This is a genomic window from Prevotella sp. P5-92 (assembly GCF_002251245.1).
GTDB lineage: Bacteria > Bacteroidota > Bacteroidia > Bacteroidales > Bacteroidaceae > Prevotella.
Window position 1 is genome coordinate 22,697 of the sequence record NZ_NPJG01000114.1, and the last position, 18,094, is coordinate 40,790.

Genomic DNA, 18,094 nt, shown 5'->3' on the forward strand with positions numbered 1-18,094 from the left:
AGTCGAGAGGCACTCTACATTCTGTAACTTACAGATTATCAGAGAGTAAGACGTAAATAATGCAGAGTGTAGAGTGCCACGCAAGCAGGCTTATATACGACGCAAACGAGACGTTAATGCCGATGAAGCGTAACGTCTCCTACGGCTCTGTCACTACTATGACAGCCGACTGTCACAGTTATGACAGGCGGCTGTCGTAAGGTGACAGTCGGCAAAACATAAGTTATCTTTAACAATAGCATAAGCTATCATCAATAAAAACATATACTTAAATTTATGATTACAATCAGTAAAAACGCGGCATGCCCTTTGTCGGCATGCAAGAAGAGCGGCGAATGTGCCCGCCACGAGAATTATCTGGAGGCGAAAGCCGAAAGGATGGAGTATCTGACACTTAACCCCGACATGGTCAGCCATGGCGACAATGGTTGCGAACACCGACTCGTAAGAAAAACGGTACGTATGGCATACGGATTCAAAAAGTTGTACGACAGCATTCCCAAGGGAAACGCCAACTACTTTTGGCTGTCAGCCGGCTTTGGAAGCGAGTCAACCTACTATCGCCATAAGCGTGGGGACTATCCGCTTGGTCCTGAAATGCAGAGACGGCTGCTTGAAAAAATCAAGGAGAAAGGCGGCAACCCTGCGGTTGGCTTCGACCGCTACGCCGACGAGGTAGTGCTTGTCAAACCTTGACGTAGAGGTCTTCCATCTCAAGGCATTTCCTCAGCAGTTTGTCACACAGCTTTTCCGACCATTTCTTCTTGCCGTTAAGGTTTCGGTAGTCGAGAAATGCCGAGTTGTCCCATGCGGCATAGTCGTAGAGAGTGAAATAGCCTGAGTATTCGCGTAGTGTGTCGCCAGAGAAATGCTTGTCGGCAGGCAGGTGTCCGAACCATTCGGGGTGCATCATCTGCTGGGCAAAATGCTCATGCGAAATGTCGGCAATGAGGTTATGGTGGCGAAGGACACACCAAAGGCAGAACCAATGGCTCTTCCTGGTGATGGCTTTCGCCATCTCCCCAATGCAGTGACGAAGCCTTTCCATATCGACGAGGCGACCGTTGACTGTCTTGTGGAAAACCTGGTTGTATATTGCCGTGACGCACACCTCTGGATGCTCGATGGAACGTATCCACTGGTCAATGATAAACCATTTTGCCACAGCCGACACAAAAGGATCATAGTCCTCTTCCTTGCAGCCGCCTTTGGCAATGAAATCCTGTGCCATTGCCTCAAGGTTGCCCGCATGGCTGAGAAAGACAAGCTGCAACGACTGGGGCACAGCCTCGCGGAGCCTTCGTCGGGCTTCCTTCAGTTGGTTGACAGTAAGTTCGCATCCGTCGTTGTCGTATTTCAGCGTGGCGAAATACAGGTCAAGTTCTTCCCTGCCCTTGGGCGAGTCGATATATTGCTGAATGGAAGCCTCGAATATCAGTCCTGCCTCCTCGTTGCTCAGACTCACTCCGCAAAGGTTTTCTGCCCTGTTGAAATGCATCATCAGATAGGTGGTCCGCATGAAGAGCAGCAGAAGGTTCCACAACCGTTCTTCCGACGGCATGCCGGGATATTTCGTAGGCTTGTATTTCTTGTTCAGCAATCCCTCCATCATTGCCACTTCACTGCTGAACGACGTGAACTTATATTCCTCGTTGTTGGCAATGCCGTCGAGCTTTGGCAACATGCTAAGTATCGTTGTCGTTGTCCTTTTCCATTTGTGCCCTTCAAATTGTCCCTCGCTCCTTACCCTTCTTATTGCATCTTGCACCAAGGGCGTTATGCGTTCCGTGACCATTTTCTCTAAGGTTGCCGCATATTCCATATTCTTTAGTCTGCGGCTTCTCTTCAAGTCTTGGTTTTGCCTCGCCAGGTCCTCGTCTGCCATAAGACACAAGCGTGCTGCCTTTAGCGAGAGCGACAGTATGTCGAAGGTCAGTTCCTGCGTGCCGTAGTCGTCCCAGGCATCGGTGAGCATGTTCCACATGGCGATGAAAGAGTCCATCTGCCTGTCAAACATTTCGTAACTGAAAACCGACGCTATGTCCTCGTAGTCATCACTCATTGTTCGTTTTATTTCCATTGTCTTTTTTTGCTTCACTCAAGCAATGTATGCATGATACATATAAAATATGGCTGCAAAGATAATGAAAAAATACAAGGAACAAGAATAAATCAAAGAAAAAAATATTGCCTCCGGTTGAAATCGTGCTAAATATAGTAGATTACCACCGGGGCAAGTACAATTGCAGTGTCCCCTTCACAGGCTTCTTTTTCAAGTGGAATTCAATATATTTCTTCCCCATTTCTTTGAAGTATCGTTTATTTTTCGTATTTTTGCAGCGTGAAAAGTATTCGTTTAATAAAATGCAGATGATATGAGCAGATTCAAGTACCCTGTAGATACCGACCAGTTTGCAGAGATTCGACAAAAGGGTTTGGTGTATGTTGATAAGACAGACATAATGTTTGACCTTGTCGATAAATATAAATATGTCTTCCTTGCCCGTCCGCGCCGTTTCGGCAAGTCGTTGTTGTGCAACACTTTCAAGGCTTATTTCCAGGGCAAGAAGGAACTGTTCGAGGGATTGAAAATCATGGACTTGGAAAAGGAATGGAAGACATATCCAGTGCTGCATTTCACAATGAGCGGACTGAAGAACCTTAAGGTGAGCGAGGCGAAGACAAAGCTGGGAAACTTCATTGCCGACTACGAAAGGCTTTATGGACGTAATACGGAGGAGGAAACTCCTGGAGCACGCTTCCGCGGCTTGATTCACAGGGCTTGTGAAAAGACGGGCGAACGTGTCGTGGTCATCCTCGATGAATACGACGCTCCCGTTATGCGATTGCTCTACGACACGGAGCAGCTTGAGGAAATGCGCATGATGCTACGTGAGTTCTATCAGGTGCTGAAGGACGAAGGGGCATATCTTAAGTTCGTGTTTATCACTGGAGTGACGAAGTTTTCGCAGATGAGCATCTTCTCGGAGCTGAACAACTTGAAACAAGTTTCCATGTTTGACGAATATTCAGGATTGTGCGGCATTACTCAGGAAGAACTCGACTCCGTCTTGCGTCCTTGCGTTGAGGAATATGCTGAAGGTCTTGGCATTAGCGTTGACGATGCATACGCCGTGCTCAAAAAGAACTATGATGGTTATCATTTCTCAGAGAACAGTCAGGATGTATATGCCCCATACAGTCTTTTGAATGCACTCAACGACAAGGCCACCAGACACTACTGGTTTGAGTCGGGCACATCGGCATCGCTCATCGAGCATCTCAAACATTTCCCCGGTTTCAACCCCCTCGACTTCGATGGGGTGGAGGTGTCGTTGGAGGAATTTAATGTGCCCTGCGAGAATGCTTCGACACCTGTCCCAATGCTTTATCAGAGTGGCTATCTTACCATTGCATCTTATGATAAGCTGTTGGAATCATATACACTTCACTTCCCAAACTACGAGGTGCGTCAGGGCATGGTGTATAGTTTGACAAACTATCTGATGGATATATCCGACTGGGACAGGAATGCCACCATATTGGAAATGGCCCGTGCATTGGTAAAAGGCGACCTGTCTTCGGCACTTACCGAACTCCGCTCCTACATCGCCTCCTTGCCCTACGACATCATTACCCGAAAGGAGTGGATGGCGAAGAAGAAAAAGGAGGCATTCTACAAGTTGCTGATGTACGTTGTGTTCTCTTTGCTCAACAGCAAGGTGGACACTGAGGTGAAGAGCGTTCTGGGTAGAGCCGATGTGGTAATCAAGACCAAGAACGACATCTACGTTCTCGAACTGAAGGTGGACGACACCGTGGATAATGCCTTGGCTCAGATAGACTCCAAGGGCTATGCCATCCCCTACGAAGCCGACGGACGCCAGCTGACTAAATGCGGCGTGACTATTTCATCAGAGGCACGCAACATTGTGCATTGGCGTGCAGTGGATAATGAAGGCAAAGTCATCGACGAGCAGAAGTTTTGATGTGTTTTGCCTCACCGTTTTCCACACCTCCCAATGCTCTTGTGATGCAAGCTGGAGGCTACACCTTCAGCGACTATGTCAAGGTGGGTTTGCCCTTACAGATAATAATGGGAATTGTCATGACTATTGTCCTTCCTCTACTATTTCCCTTATAAGACCTGGAGATCGTGTTCCGTAGTCACGGTTCCTTTTGGGCTTTGACAACAAATAATGGTTAATGGTAATAATTTCCACAATTCAGGTATTGCTTGTTTGTTCCGTTTGTTGTAATTTTGCATCCGTAAAATCATTCACTAAGTGATTATGAAAAAGGTTATAGTTATTTCCACCAGTCTCCGTGCTGGGTCGAACAGCGATATGCTCGCTGAAAAGTTTGCTGAAGGTGCCAAGGCATCGGGCAATGAGGTAGAGAAGATTTCCCTTCGTGGAAAGGAGATCAAGTTCTGTGTGGGTTGTCTGTGCTGCCAGAAGACGGGTGCATGTGTGTTCAAGGACGATGTGCCTGAGATCATGGCGAAGGTGAAGGAGGCTGATGTGGTCTGCTGGGCAACACCTATATATTATTATGAGATGAGCGGACAGATGAAGACGCTCATCGACCGCATGAATGCCATGTATTCGAGGGAATATCGTTTCCGCGACATCTATCTGCTCACCACAGCCGCTGAAGCCGAAGAGGATACTCCCCGACGTGCCGAGATTGGTCTGACAGGTTGGATTGACTGCTACGGCAAGTCTTCACTCAAGGGGCATCTCTTCTGCGGTGGTGTAAACGATGCGAGAGACATTGAAGGCAATGCCAGCTTGATGCAGGCTTACGAAATGGGTAAAGGAGTTTAAAACAAATTACAATGTATATAGAAAAGATACAGTCGCCAGCCGACTTGAAACAGCTGGATTTGGAGGCATTGAAAGTTGTGGCAGAAGAGACACGTACGGCCGTATTGAACCGTGTTAGTAAACATGGTGGACATGTAGGACCTAACCTGGGGTTCGTGGAGGCGACGGTGGCACTGCATTATGTATTCAACGCGCCAGAGGACAAGCTGGTGTTTGACGTTTCACACCAATGCTATCCTCACAAGGTGCTTACTGGTCGTGCATCGGGTTTTCTGGGCGAAGTAGAAGACATGAACGCCATCAGCGGATATTCCTCGCCAGCCGAAAGTCCTGTGTATGACAACTTTGAAGTGGGTCATACTTCCACATCCGTAAGTCTGGCTACAGGCTTGCAGAAGGCTCGCGACATCAAGGGAACCAGTGAGAACATCATTGCCATCATAGGTGACGGTTCGCTCTCAGGCGGCGAGGCTTTTGAGGGGCTTGATGAGGCATCGGAATTGGGCACAGGCATCATCATCGTGGTGAATGACAACGAGATGTCAATTGCAGAGAATCATGGTGGCATCTACAAGAACCTTCGTGCCCTTAGGGAAAGCAATGGCGAGTGCCAGCACAACTGGTTCAAGGCGTGGGGATTTGAATACAAATATCTGAAAGAAGGCAATGACCTGCAGAAACTGATCGAGGTGTTCCAATCGGTCAAGGATACAGACAAGCCGACGGTCGTCCACATTCATACGGAGAAGGGGCATGGTTTCCAACCTGCTATCGATAATAAGGAAGCATGGCATTGGGGTGCGCCATTCAACGTAGAGGACGGTTCAAGAAGTTCAAATGGCGCTGATAGTGCAGAGAGCTATGAAGAACTCTTCAGCAACTGGATGCTCCGTGAGATGAAGAACGACCCTACACTCATCGCAGTCACAGCAGGAACTCCTGCAGCCGCAGGCTTTTCTCCAGAAAAGCGTAAAGAGGCAGGCAAGCAACACATCGACATGGGCATTGCCGAGGAACAGGCTTGCGCCATGGCAAGCGGTATGGCAAAGGGTGGTCTTCGTCCCGTCTGGACGGTTTACAGCACCTTCATCCAGCGCACTTACGACCAGATAGCGCAAGACCTTTGCATCAACTCCAATCCTGCTGTAATCAATGTGGTTTGGGGTGGTGCAGGTACGATGAATGACATCACCCACATTTGTCTGTTCGACATACCTATGCTGTGCAGTATTCCAGGACTTATATATCTTGCCCCGACAACCTGTGAGGAATACTTTGCCATGCTTCGCTGGGCCATCATTCAGGACAAGAAACCTATCGCCATCCGCGTCCCAAGCAATGGCGTAGTTCACACTACCGAAACGGTTGATACGGAGTATTGTTATGAGTCACGCTATAAAGTGATGCATAAAGGTTCTGAAGTGGCAATCATTGCTGCCGGATCATTCTATCAGAAGGGTGAGAATGTGGCTCGTCTGCTGTCAGAGCAAGGCATCGATGCTACGCTCATCAATCCTCGTTACCTGAATGCAGTAGATGCCGGCACACTGGAGGCTCTCAAGGCAAGCCACAGGCTTGTTGTGACTCTTGAAGACGGCTCGAAGGATGGCGGATTCGGTGAACGCATCGCCTCTTATTACAGCACATCCGACATGAAAGTGCTGGTTGGTGGCATCAAGAAAGATCTCTACGACCGCTTCGACCTGCAACAATTGCTCAGCGACAACCGTCTGCTGGATGAGCAAATCGTAGAGGATGTTTTAAAGATTATCCGATAAAAAGCAATGCAAGAAGAGTATATGATTCCTTGGGACAAGATAGAAGAGTTTGTTAGATTGAATCTTGACATAAGCAAATGAAACGTTTCATCATATTCTTAACTTTGATAACAATAACGACACTAAACGTTATGGCACAAAAGAAAATAGTACAGACGGCAGGCCGCACGCAGTTGGGCGAGTTTGCCCCAGAGTTTGCCCGGCTCAACGACGACATCCTTTTCGGTGAGGTGTGGAGCCGCAACGACCTGCTAAGCCTTCGCGACCGCAGTCTTGTTACGCTCACTTCACTCATCAGTCAGGGCATCACCGACTCATCGCTCACCTACCACTTGCAGGAGGCGAAGAAGAACGGCATCACAAGAACGGAAATATCGGAAATCATCACTCATATCGCTTTCTATGCAGGATGGCCCAAGGCATGGGCGGCTTTTCGTCAGGCTAAGGAGGTTTGGAAAGAAGACACATCGGTGGAAGATGCGAAGAGCTGTTTCCAACAAGAGATGATTTTCCCTATTGGCGAACCCAATAATGCCTATGCCCAGTATTTCAAGGGCAACAGTTATCTGGCACGAATTTCCGGCGAGCAGGTTCCCATTGCCAATGTCACCTTCGAGCCTGGTTGCCGCAACAACTGGCACATTCATCATGCCACCAAGGGCGGAGGACAGATGCTTATCGGTGTGGCTGGACGTGGTTGGTATCAGGAATGGGGAAAGCCTGCTCAGGAGATTCTCCCTGGGACTGTCATTCACATACCTGCCGGTGTGAAGCATTGGCATGGAGCCGCTGCCGATAGTTGGTTTGCTCATCTCGCCTTTGAGATAAAGGGAGAGAACGCATCCAATGAGTGGCTGGAACCAGTATCCGATGAAGAGTATGAAAAGGTCAATGGACAATAATCACATCATTAGACATTATGAAACATCTGAAAATCTTGCTATTGGCTGTGCTGACAGTATTTGCGGCATCGGCTTGTTCACAAAACAAAGTAAAAAAGACTATGGAAAAGAAAAAAGTATTGGTAGTGTATTTCTCGGCAACGGGAACAACAAGGCTGGTGGCAAAGCAAATTGCAAAAATCGCTGATGCAGACATCTGTGAGATAGCTCCGGCGAAGCCATATTCCAATGCCGACCTCGACTGGACAAACAAACAGTCGCGTAGTTCGGTAGAGATGAACAATCCTAAGGCTCGACCAGAAATAAAAGCCGTTTCTGTGGATGTGAGTAAGTATGACTACGTCTTCCTGGGTTATCCTATATGGTGGGACCTCGCGCCGAGAACAGTCAATTCATTCATTGAAACAGCAGACTTGGCAGGCAAGACTGTGATTCCTTTCGCTACGTCTGGAAGCAGTACCATCGCCAACAGCGTTGCCGTACTGAAACAGTCTTATCCAAAAATCAAGTGGCAGACAGGCAATCTGCTGAATCATGTCAGTGAGAAAGAGATTGGGACTTGGGTTTCAGAAACAATAAAATAATATGGAAGAGATTTTTATCAATACCATACAAGACTTCAACGACTATCAGGGGGTGGAGACACTTCATCCCCTGGTGAGCGTGGTGCATGTGGAGAACACAGAACACATCAAGGAATGTATGATGCACTATGGACTTTATGCCATCTATCTCAAAGAGAACAAGGGATGCAAGCTCTCTTACGGCCGCACGCCCTACGACTTTGACGAGATGACCGTGACCAGCTTTGCCCCTGGACAGGTGGTGAAGGTAGAGCCAAACCCCGATGTGCCTTTTGCCAAGTTCACAGCCTTGGTGTTTCATCCCGACATTCTCAATCGCACCGCCTTAGGCAGGCATATAAACCGCTACGAGTTTTTCGGCTATTCCAGCACCGAGGCTTTGCATCTCTCCGCACAAGAAGTGGAAGTCTTTAGGGGTGTGCTTGCGATGATAGAGCAGGAACTGCACCGAGCCATCGACAAACATACCCGCGAACTAATTGTCTCCAACATCGAGCTGTTGCTGAACTATTGTCTCCGCTTCTACGACCGCCAGTTCATCACCCGCGAGGAGATAAACCATTCAGTGGTAAAGAAATTCATAGAACTGCTTGATGATTATATCTCCACAAAAGCCCTGCATGACGGTTTGCCTACGGTAGCTTATTTTGCAGACAAATGCTGCCTGTCTAACGGCTATTTCGGCAATCTGGTGCGCGTGGAAACCGGTCGTACCGCCAAGGACATCATCTCAGATCACCTTCTCGCCCATGCCAAACAGTTGCTGAACGACGAGGCGCTGACCGTCACAATGATCAGCCAGCATCTCGGTTTTGAATATCCCCAGCATTTCGTCCGTTTCTTCAAGTCACACACCGGCAAGACCCCTTCCGCATATAGGAATGCCCTTATCTGAACTTGTCAGAAGTCAGCAACCTTCATCGGCAATAAGGTTAATCTTGTCTGGAATGGAAATGCCAGAACAGGACAGGGATGTTCAGAAATCCACTATATGCAAGTACAGCGACATCATTCTACAGGCCAATGACTAAGGCATTGGCAACAGCTCTTCCCATTTGACATCCCAGTCCTTGGGAAACCCCGGGACGGGTGATGTGCATCCGTCCCATCCGGCACACATCATGGCCACAGCTGTGAGCAAACCGCCGTTGCCCGGCATATAAACGCGCAGACGCTGGTCTTGATAGTTGTGTCCGCTGATAAGATAGGTGTTGGTGCGCTTCGGCATAAGCAAGGCGTCCACTGCCATGTCTGCCTCGCCAAGTCGGGCGCAAGTCATTGCCGCCATGGGATAGTCCCATCCCCAGGTCTTGTCCCAGTTCCAGTTGTCCCAAATCCATCTGAGTGTCCTTGCCATCACCGTTTTGTCGAGCAGCTTGCTGTCGGGCATCATCCCGAAGGCTCCGAGCAATGCAGGGTGGTCGCTTGTCATACGCCTGTCGGTATATGTGTTTATGGCACTCTCTGCGGCGAGATACAATCCTTCGGTGTTGTATGCCAGGGGAGACAGCTTGTCCATCACCTGTTGTGTCTCGATATCGGGCTCTAGTCCTCGTCTTGCCCTCCATCCCTGAGCTATGTCGAGCGCTGTGAGCCAATATGACAGTTCGAAGGGCGGATTTATGGTGGAGTCGGCCTTGAGGGTCTCCTGCGCAGGTATGCAGCCACGCAGTATATATCGGTCGTTGACAGAATCATACTCGGCAAAGTCAGTCATGAAGAGGGCTGTCTCGTCCACGAGCTGGCCGTATTTATCCAGCATCCCTTTGCGCTCCTCGTCCGTCTTTGCCGCGCGGTAAAGCAGTTCTGCCATATAGATCAGATGAGGCTGCTGCCATATCAGGAAGGAGCCTACGTTGGACGGCGCTTCCTCTGCCGAGGGGTCAGTCATCTTCATCCATCTCACACCTTTGAATCCCTGGCGTTGGGCTATGGCGCGGGCTTTGTCCCGAGCTGTGGCATACCATGAGAGCTGACGGTCGAGCAGTCGGGGCTTGTTCCAGAGACCGTAGTGAACGAGATGCCACCATGTCATTTCCAAGTGGAACTTCCCATACCATGAGTTGTACGTGAGCCCTGTCTCCTGTGGCGGGATATTGCCGGCCTCCTGCGCTCCCATGAGATATTGGCTGAGGATGATGCGGCGCTCAAGTTCGGCCGCCCTTTGGTCCTTCACGTTGCCGAGGTCGATGAAGCCGCCCTCGTTCCAGTATGCTCGCCAGCGATTGGCTGATGCCTTGGCGCAGGAGACAAAGTCGTGAGTGGCAGATGATATGGCGCCTGTGTTTGATGGGCCTTCCACACGCGGGCTCTCCTTGAAAGTGGCTGTGAAGGACAGGCGTCCGCCTTTTGCCCTGAGCATAATCTTGTGTTGTCCCGTCTGCCTTATGTCTGCCAGGCCTTGCCATGACACATATATATAATAGACGGCATTGTCGAGCTCTCGGGTGATAACGGCAGAGTTCTTCCCTGCCTCCAGGGTTGTCTTGTGCATATTGTCATCAGCCTCCCACTGGCAGGCGTCGTCGCAATGTCCGCCTGAAGGGTAGGCAAAACTGAAGGCCACGGCGATATTGCCGGCAGGCTTATTGTCCTTAGCCCCTCCTTCCAAGGATATACTTGACGCCACGCAATCAGCATCTGGCGCGCACACGGTCTCTACATTATACTTCACTCCCTCATGCTCGAACTTGCTGTCTATCTTCCCCGTCCAAAGGTCAAGAGTCTGATTGACACCTCTTATCTTCGACGTGTCGGAGATGTCCAGTCCAATCGTCCCGAGATGAAGTCTGTGAGGGTTGGCTCTAAGATAATCCACTGCCTTGCGCGTCCTTTCGGGATGCTTTATCTGTAGCGAATAATATTCGGGATGTCCTCGGCGGAAGTCGTGGTTGGCCAACGCGTCCTTCGCCTGGAAACCTTCGACATTAGGGAAAGAGTGCCACCCCCATTCGCTCATGGAGCCAAGCGGCACGCCGCGGGCATAAATGTGAGGGAAGGTCTGCAGGCCCGTGGCGTCAACGGTAAAGGCAAACTGTCCGTTTCCCACCGTCAGGGATGACAGTGAGTCAAAATTTGTGACGTGGGGGTTGTGACGTGTCACTACCTTGAATCTGTTTATCTTTTCGGCAGCTGCTGCGCTGCACACGACAGCTATGCCTAACACTGCTGCCGTTATGATTTTCCTGATTTGTTTATTCATATTGTTCAAAAGACAAAATTACAGCTATTTTACCAAAGCCACAAGCGTTTAGCGTAATTTAACATAAATTTCCCTCTCCCTTGAACATCTCATTACGCCTGTCGTCTGAAGACGGCATGAGCCGCCTGCGGATGATTTCTTATGCTCTATGTGGGAACATAAACCAAACACGGTGCAAAGATAAATTAATATAGGGTATTATGCAAACATCTGTACGACTATCCTTATACATTTACAACATCTCTTTAGCAATTATTACACTCTCACATGCGCGTGCGCATGATATAATTTTCCTTTTTTTCTATCATTTCTATCACCAAATATATTAATAGTCTTATTTCTAACGGGTTAATTATTAAGAAGGAGTGACAGAAGGAGTGACAGAAGAAGGGGGAAACCCATTTGACATGCGCATTATCAGGAGCAAAAACAATGTTCTTTCCGTGTTGATTCACCTTACAGTCATAGTTACTTCAGCACCCTTTCTTATTAATAAGAGTTAATATTAACAATAATTGCAGCGTCATTTCTTGCGGTTTAATAATATTATCCGTAAATTTGCACCATGTATATTAACGAGTTATCAGGAAAGTAGCCGACAATGAGAGCAAGGAGAATCATAACGACATGTTTCGCAGCCATCATGCTGATGATGGCGATGCCCACTGATGTCCTTGCCGTAATAAACAGCACCACTGACGCACAAGGAGGAAAACAAGCGCGACGCGACCACTTGACCGACATCTCGCAAAAGGAGGACCAAAGGTCTGTGGCGGTGTTCGAGGACACTATGAACACCTTGCGCACATGCCTTACACGCACCCAGCGTCTGTTGCCATCTCACGGCCCGGCACCGGGCAAGACGCAGGCAAGGTCAATCGAGTCGCGCAAACATGACCTGTTGTGTAACCCTCAAAACTTCTCGCAGCGACAGGAATCCACGCCATTCCCGTCGTTTGTCTCACGCATCTATTATGTCATTGCGCTGAGACACATCCTTTGTTAGTGACTGCGTTATATACCCCAAAACACGAGGAGGAATCTGACGTATATAACACATTATTAACATTAAAAGACAAGACACATCAAAATGACAAAAATTAAGAAATTGGAGATGGCCGCTGCCGTTTCCAACGAGAAAGATATTACTGTTACTGAATCGTTTTTCGGCCTATGTGAAAAGGCCATCTACACACCTACGGGCAGCCGCGTTAAGGCCGACACCTACGAATACTCGCAGAGCAACGGCGAACGACTGATAGCGCTGGTTGACAGTGGAATAAAAGAACTTGAGAAGGAACTTGAGCGTGGTGTCATCGTCAGGGCCACACCGGTGGGACATATCCGTGCCGAGGTATGCGTATCCGACGACCGTCAGTTCTTGGCATTGAACATCCTCAAGTTTTCCAACTTCGAGTATGTTCCGGTCAGAGGTCCACGTCTGTTCCGTGGCCACGATGCTGAGGTGGCCAGCCGCCTGTTCAAGGTAGGGTAATAATAGCGGCATCACTCCTGATGCCGCTTTTTTCTGTCCTAAAGGAGAAACGGTGGACGCATCTTTTTCAAGTGGACTTCTATATATTTCTCTTCCTTTTCTTGGAAATATCGTTTTTTTTTCGTATTTTTGCGGCGTGAAAAGTGTTTGTTTGATAAATTGCAGATGATATGAGCAAATTCAAGTACCCTGTAGATACAGACCAGTTTCAGAGAATTCGTGAAGATGGCAAGGTGTATGTTGACAAGACCGGCATGATGTATAGCCTTGTCAGCAAGTATCAGTATGTCTTCCTTGCCCGTCCCCGCCGTTTCGGAAAGTCGTTGTTATGCAATACCTTCAAGGCTTATTTCCAGGGGCAGAAAGAGCTGTTCGAAGGATTGAAGGTCATGGACTTGGAAAAGGAATGGAAGACATATCCAGTGCTGCATTTCACAATGAGCGGACTGAAGAACCTTAAGGTGAGCGAGGCGAAGACAAAGCTGGGAAACTTCATTGCCGACTACGAAAGACTTTATGGGCGTAATACGGAGGAGGAAACTCCTGGAGCACGCTTCCGCGGCTTGATTCACAGGGCTTGTGAAAAGACGGGCGAACGTGTCGTTGTCATCCTCGACGAATACGACGCACCCGTTATGCGATTGCTCTACAATACGGAGCAACTTGAAGAAATGCGTATGATGCTACGTGAGTTCTATCAGGTGCTGAAGGATGAGGGCGCGTATCTTAAGTTCGTGTTTATCACAGGAGTGACGAAGTTTTCTCAGATGAGCATTTTCTCGGAGCTGAATAATCTGAATCAGATATCCATGATAGACGAATATTCAGGTCTGTGCGGCATTACCCAGGAAGAACTTAACACAGTCTTGCGTCCTTGTGTCGAGGAATATGCATCCAACCTTGAGATTACAACCGACGAGGCATACGCCTTGCTGAAAGCGAAATATGATGGCTATCACTTCGCAAGAAAGAGCCAGGATATATATGCTCCATTCAGTCTTATGCGCGCCCTCAATAACAATACGACAGACAACTACTGGTTTGAGTCGGGCACATCGGCATCGCTCATCGAGCATCTCAAACACTTCCCCGGCTTCAATCCTCTCGACTTCGATGGCGTGGAGTTGGCGTTGGAGGAATTTAATGTGCCATGCGAGAATGCTTCGACACCTGTCCCGATGCTTTATCAGAGTGGCTATCTTACCATTGCATCTTATGATAAGCTGTTGGAATCATATACACTTCACTTCCCAAACTACGAGGTGCGTCAGGGCATGGTGTATAGTTTGACAAACTATCTGATGGATATATCCGACTGGGACAGGAATGCCACCATATTGGAAATGGCCCGTGCATTGGTAAAAGGCGACCTGTCATCGGCACTTACCGAACTCCGCTCCTACATAGCCTCCTTGCCATACGACATCATCACCCGTAAGGAATGGATGGCGAAGAATAAAAAGGAGGCATTCTATAAGTTGCTGATGTATGTGGTGTTCTCGTTGCTCAACAGTAAGGTAGATACTGAGGTGAAGAGCGTTCTCGGTCGTGCCGATGTGGTAATAAAGACCAAGAACGACATCTATGTCATCGAACTGAAAGTCGATAACTCTGTAGATAACGCTTTGGCTCAGATAGACTCCAAGGGCTATGGCATCCCCTACGAAGCCGACGGACGCCAGCTGACAAAATGCGGAGTAACCATATCCTCAGAGGCTCGAAACATTGTGCATTGGCGTGCAGTGGACAATGAAGGCAAGGTCATCGACGAGCAGAAGTTCTGAACCGGTCTTTCATTATCGCCACAAAATTGTCTATGGCCCAATCCACCATAGGGCGACAGGCTGCCATAAAGGAATGGGCACGGGGAGTAAGAGAGTATTCGGTGTGAGGCGGCACTTCGGCATAAACCTTACGCACAAGGAAACCATCGGCTTCAAGATTTCTTAATGTCGATGTCAACACCTTCTGAGATATATCGGGAATGGTCTTTTTAAGGTCAGAGAATCGCATAGGCCCTTGCTGCTGCATCATTTGGTGCATCAGCAAAAGCGACCATTTGTCGCCTACCCGAGCCAGGATGTTGCGTACGGGACAATCGGGGAATAAGGTCTCGCCCAAGTAGATATTGTTGTTTTTATCCATATAATATAAAACGTGAAAGACAGCAGGTTATTTGTCTTTTCCTGAATATGAAGTTTGGTAAGGAAATACACCAAGCCAATTTCCTTATCCTCACGCCATTCACTATAAAGTGTGACATCGTGGCATGCGTGACAACTATTTTTTGCCATAAATGCTTTGTTTTCAAAGAAGGAAAGGATGTATGCCAGGAAAAATAATCATAAAAGTAAATTTTTCACTTGAAAATTCGGAATATTCAGCTTTTATGTTTAATTTTGCAGAATATTATGCGTGGTATTATTACCACGACCCACAGCTCACGTCCTTATAATTTGAAGGAACAAGAGCAAATCCAAACTATGGTGGCTGAAGATATGGATAGACAATGAAACTTCAAACAAAAGAAAAACAAATGGAAAAGAAAAAACTTGTGATTGCCGGTTGCGGCAAACTTGGGAACATTGTGGCTGACGCTGTGGTCGGCGGATTGCTCAACGGTTATGAACTGGTGGGAGCCTATTCAAGGTCGAGGGAAAAGGCTGAGGCATTGGCACATAAAGTGAACGAAAGGAACGGACACTGCATGGTGGCAGACACATTCGACCGACTGCTTGGCCTGAAGCCTGACTTCATGGTGGAGGCAGCGTCTCCAGCCGCAATGCGGGAGTGGGCTTTGCCGGCATTGGGCAACGGAACTTCGGTGGTTACGTTGTCCATAGGAGCCTTTGCCGACGATGCCTTTTACGAAGAGGCGGGCAGAGTGGCAAGTGAAAACGGCGCACATGTTTATATTGTGTCGGGAGCCACGGGAGGATTCGACGTTCTGCAGACAACTGCTCTCATGGGCGGAGCAACGGCAGAGTTTTTCAACGAGAAAGGTCCAGACGCACTTCGCGGAACGGCTGTTTACGACGAGTCGCTGCAGAAGGAACGCAAGATCGTCTTCACAGGCTCTGCCAAGGAGGCAATAAGTGTGTTCCCCACCAAGGTGAACGTAACCGTGGCAGCATCAAGGGCTTCCGTAGGTCCTGAAAATATGAACGTGACCATGGTTTCCACACCGGGATTCAGGGGCGATACGCAAAGGGTGGAGATTCGCAACCCACAGGTTCATGCCGTGGTGGATGTATATAGTGCTACGGCGGAAATTGCAGGATGGTCTGTAGTGAACACCCTGCGGAACATCTCCTCGCCTATAGTTTTTGTTTAGTCGTCACGACATGAGGAAGTTTCTGATGTTGTCGGTAACTTTCTGACTCAGACGGTCGAACGACTGAATGGTGCGACCTGTAGAGACACACACGCAGCGCACGTTTGGATGCTGAAGCAGTTCTTCGGAGCCAAGGGCACCTAAGGTGTCGCAATAGCAGCGGTTGTCGTCAGACAGCCACTTGCGCATTGGAATTTCTTCCCATGCGGGAGACAAGCCAGTGTTGAACAGCACCTTATGGTTGCCTAAGCGGCGGAACTGTTCCTCGCCCAGCAGTACAGTGTTTCTGTTAAGGCAGCAGAACAGCACATCGCCCCATTCCAGCAGATCGTTGAGAGGCATGAAGCGATAGCCCTTCTCGCTTGCCCAAGACTTTTCGGAACGTGCGAAATAAGACACTTCGGCACCGAAGAAACGCATTGCGTCTGCAATCATGCCTCCCGACTTGCCAAGTCCCACGACTCCAACTTTCAGTCCGCCTATCTCTCGTGGCCTGCCTTCCCAAGGCTCTTCGCCGAAACCATGCATCAGGCGCACCAACTCGCTTACGACATACTCCACAACGCCCTCGTCGCCATAGTCGCGTATGCCGGTTACGGTTATCCCCGTCTGTTCGGCATACCTGATGTCCACGTTGGCACTTTCCGGAGAGTAAAGTGAGCAGCACATTCCCACATATTTTATATTTGGGCAACGCTTCATGGCGTTGGCTGTGAGTTGCGATGTGTAGCTTAGCAAAACGGCATCTGCATCGCCTATGCGACTTACTATCTCGTCGTCGTCCGATGGAATGTCGTTGTATCGTATCACCTCTTTTGCCATCTTGTTAATCTCATCCACACCCCATTTGGTGAGGCTTACCGGCTCTATTGCCACTAACTTGTTGAATTGTCTCATTGCATTTACTATAGTTATTAAATTGTTTATGTTTGCAAAGATATAAAAAATAGCTGGAATCCAACAAATCTTTCTGAGTTTTTTGCCCTTTTCCGCCTAAAAAACATTATTATTCTATGAGAGTTGTATGAATGACATTTGACCGCCCATTAGAACGATACTGCATAGGACTGCATCCAAGATGCTCCTTGGTGAACTTGCCGAAGAAGGAAGTGTTGGGAAAATCGAGACGCATGGCTATTTCCTTGCATGAGAGAGAAGTGTTGAGCAACAGGTTGCGAATCTGTTCGGTGAGTTGCTCCTTTATCCATTTCGACACAGTCTTTCCCGTCTCTTTCTTCACGATATGTGAGAGATACTTTGACGAGACACACAATTTGTCGGCATAGAAAGAAACAGAACGGTGCTGGCACCGGTCTTCCGACAAAAGGAAGAGAAAGTCGTGGGCAATGTTCTTGTTGATGGGGCTATTGGGTTGTACATAATCTGGCATGGTTTCCTTTCTTCTTTCGCACGCTGACATGAACTCAAACACAAGAGCTTGGGTTATTGAGTCGGTGATGCGCCCACTGTATATAGTGTCGTGTTCGTCGTTTTTTATCTGCAACAGGCGTTTGTAACCCTCAACCAGTTGCATCTCTTTTTCGTTCAACGAAATGAGCGGACGTTGATATGCAAAGAGGAAATTTGACATCGACTCTTTGTCGGGCACCACCAACTCTTGGTATTTTCGCATGGATATACAAAACAAGTCGCAATCGAAGTCGGTGGTTATCAAGGCTTCGGTCATGGTGTGCATACCGCTACAGAATATAATGTCACCGGCTTGGGCTGTGTAGTTGACATTGTTAAGTGTGGCTTCCAGTCTGCCGTGCTTGCATAGTATGACAAGCGCAAAGTCAACTTGATTGATCTGCCTCCAGAAAGGCAGATTGTTCACGTCTTCAATTATCGTGAGGTTTTCATCGGAGAATAATTCTTTTCCCAATCCACGTGTGAATCGTCTGTTGAAATCCGTTACACTCAGTCTCTTTTCCATTTTTTCTTTTTAATGTAAAAACACGTGCAAAGAT

17 protein-coding genes are annotated in these 18,094 nt (G+C 48.3%); 12 read left to right on the forward strand and 5 right to left on the reverse strand.

Going from position 1 to position 18,094, the window contains the following annotated elements; translation table 11 throughout:
• The first annotated feature begins 59 nt into the window (after positions 1-59).
• Complete coding sequence (locus tag CIK99_RS15440) at positions 60-200, forward strand: hypothetical protein (RefSeq protein WP_158215979.1); 141 nt, start codon at positions 60-62, stop codon at positions 198-200.
• 76 nt (positions 201-276) lie between these two features.
• Positions 277-696, forward strand: coding sequence for a DUF6078 family protein (locus tag CIK99_RS11440; RefSeq protein ID WP_144007984.1), 420 nt, complete (start codon positions 277-279; stop codon positions 694-696).
• Here the strand turns inward: CIK99_RS11440 and CIK99_RS11445 are convergent.
• Entirely contained in the window at positions 686-2,080 is a 1,395-nt protein-coding gene (locus CIK99_RS11445; RefSeq protein ID WP_094381633.1) for a hypothetical protein, read from the reverse strand. The two genes, CIK99_RS11440 and CIK99_RS11445, sit on opposite strands and share 11 nt — an antisense overlap.
• Positions 2,081-2,375: 295 nt before the next feature.
• Here CIK99_RS11445 and CIK99_RS11450 point away from each other — a divergent pair, with 295 nt between their 5' ends.
• From CIK99_RS11450 to CIK99_RS11475, 6 genes are all read left to right on the forward strand, one after another.
• The gene (locus CIK99_RS11450) at positions 2,376-3,989 is read left to right on the forward strand and encodes an ATP-binding protein (RefSeq protein ID WP_094381634.1); all 1,614 of its coding nucleotides are present in this window, start codon (positions 2,376-2,378) and stop codon (positions 3,987-3,989) included.
• A 303-nt stretch (positions 3,990-4,292) separates the two neighbouring features.
• Positions 4,293-4,829: a flavodoxin family protein gene (locus CIK99_RS11455; RefSeq protein WP_094381635.1), complete on the forward strand. Its 537-nt coding sequence runs from the start codon at positions 4,293-4,295 to the stop codon at positions 4,827-4,829.
• 11 nt (positions 4,830-4,840) lie between these two features.
• Positions 4,841-6,607, forward strand: a complete 1,767-nt coding sequence (locus tag CIK99_RS11460; RefSeq protein WP_094381636.1) for a 1-deoxy-D-xylulose-5-phosphate synthase — start codon at positions 4,841-4,843, stop codon at positions 6,605-6,607.
• Between the two features lie 77 nt (positions 6,608-6,684).
• Positions 6,685-7,509, forward strand: coding sequence for a carboxymuconolactone decarboxylase family protein (locus CIK99_RS11465; RefSeq protein WP_094381637.1), 825 nt, complete (start codon positions 6,685-6,687; stop codon positions 7,507-7,509).
• Positions 7,510-7,526: 17 nt separating this feature from the next.
• The gene (locus tag CIK99_RS11470) at positions 7,527-8,093 is read left to right on the forward strand and encodes a flavodoxin (protein ID WP_094381638.1); all 567 of its coding nucleotides are present in this window, start codon (positions 7,527-7,529) and stop codon (positions 8,091-8,093) included.
• 1 nt (position 8,094) lies between these two features.
• Positions 8,095-8,988, forward strand: a complete 894-nt coding sequence (locus CIK99_RS11475) for an AraC family transcriptional regulator (RefSeq protein WP_094381639.1) — start codon at positions 8,095-8,097, stop codon at positions 8,986-8,988.
• A 132-nt stretch (positions 8,989-9,120) separates the two neighbouring features.
• Here the strand turns inward: CIK99_RS11475 and CIK99_RS11480 are convergent, their stop codons facing one another.
• The gene (locus CIK99_RS11480) at positions 9,121-11,295 is read right to left on the reverse strand and encodes a hypothetical protein (RefSeq protein WP_094381640.1); all 2,175 of its coding nucleotides are present in this window, start codon (positions 11,293-11,295) and stop codon (positions 9,121-9,123) included.
• 601 nt (positions 11,296-11,896) lie between these two features.
• Here CIK99_RS11480 and CIK99_RS11485 point away from each other — a divergent pair.
• The 3 genes from CIK99_RS11485 (at position 11,897) to CIK99_RS11495 (ending at position 14,574) form a co-directional block, all read left to right on the forward strand.
• A complete protein-coding gene (locus CIK99_RS11485; RefSeq protein WP_144007985.1) occupies positions 11,897-12,301 on the forward strand; it encodes a hypothetical protein in 405 nt (134 codons plus the stop codon).
• Between the two features lie 84 nt (positions 12,302-12,385).
• Positions 12,386-12,790: a hypothetical protein gene (locus CIK99_RS11490; RefSeq protein ID WP_094381642.1), complete on the forward strand. Its 405-nt coding sequence runs from the start codon at positions 12,386-12,388 to the stop codon at positions 12,788-12,790.
• A 170-nt stretch (positions 12,791-12,960) separates the two neighbouring features.
• The gene (locus tag CIK99_RS11495; RefSeq protein WP_094381643.1) at positions 12,961-14,574 is read left to right on the forward strand and encodes an ATP-binding protein; all 1,614 of its coding nucleotides are present in this window, start codon (positions 12,961-12,963) and stop codon (positions 14,572-14,574) included.
• On the opposite strand, the gene CIK99_RS11500 is transcribed toward CIK99_RS11495, so the two are convergent.
• Positions 14,552-14,935 carry a helix-turn-helix domain-containing protein gene (locus CIK99_RS11500; protein ID WP_094381644.1) on the reverse strand — a complete coding sequence of 128 codons (384 nt, stop codon included), beginning with the start codon at positions 14,933-14,935 and terminating at the stop codon, positions 14,552-14,554. The two genes, CIK99_RS11495 and CIK99_RS11500, sit on opposite strands and share 23 nt — an antisense overlap.
• Positions 14,936-15,326: 391 nt before the next feature.
• Here CIK99_RS11500 and CIK99_RS11505 point away from each other — a divergent pair, with 391 nt between their 5' ends.
• Positions 15,327-16,124: an aspartate dehydrogenase domain-containing protein gene (locus CIK99_RS11505; RefSeq protein ID WP_094381684.1), complete on the forward strand. Its 798-nt coding sequence runs from the start codon at positions 15,327-15,329 to the stop codon at positions 16,122-16,124.
• A gap of 3 nt (positions 16,125-16,127) precedes the next feature.
• Here CIK99_RS11505 and CIK99_RS11510 read toward each other — a convergent pair whose 3' ends face one another.
• Positions 16,128-17,021: an NAD(P)-dependent oxidoreductase gene (locus CIK99_RS11510; protein ID WP_094381645.1), complete on the reverse strand. Its 894-nt coding sequence runs from the start codon at positions 17,019-17,021 to the stop codon at positions 16,128-16,130.
• Between the two features lie 109 nt (positions 17,022-17,130).
• Positions 17,131-18,060: a helix-turn-helix domain-containing protein gene (locus CIK99_RS11515; protein ID WP_094381646.1), complete on the reverse strand. Its 930-nt coding sequence runs from the start codon at positions 18,058-18,060 to the stop codon at positions 17,131-17,133.
• Between the last annotated feature and the right edge of the window lie 34 nt (positions 18,061-18,094).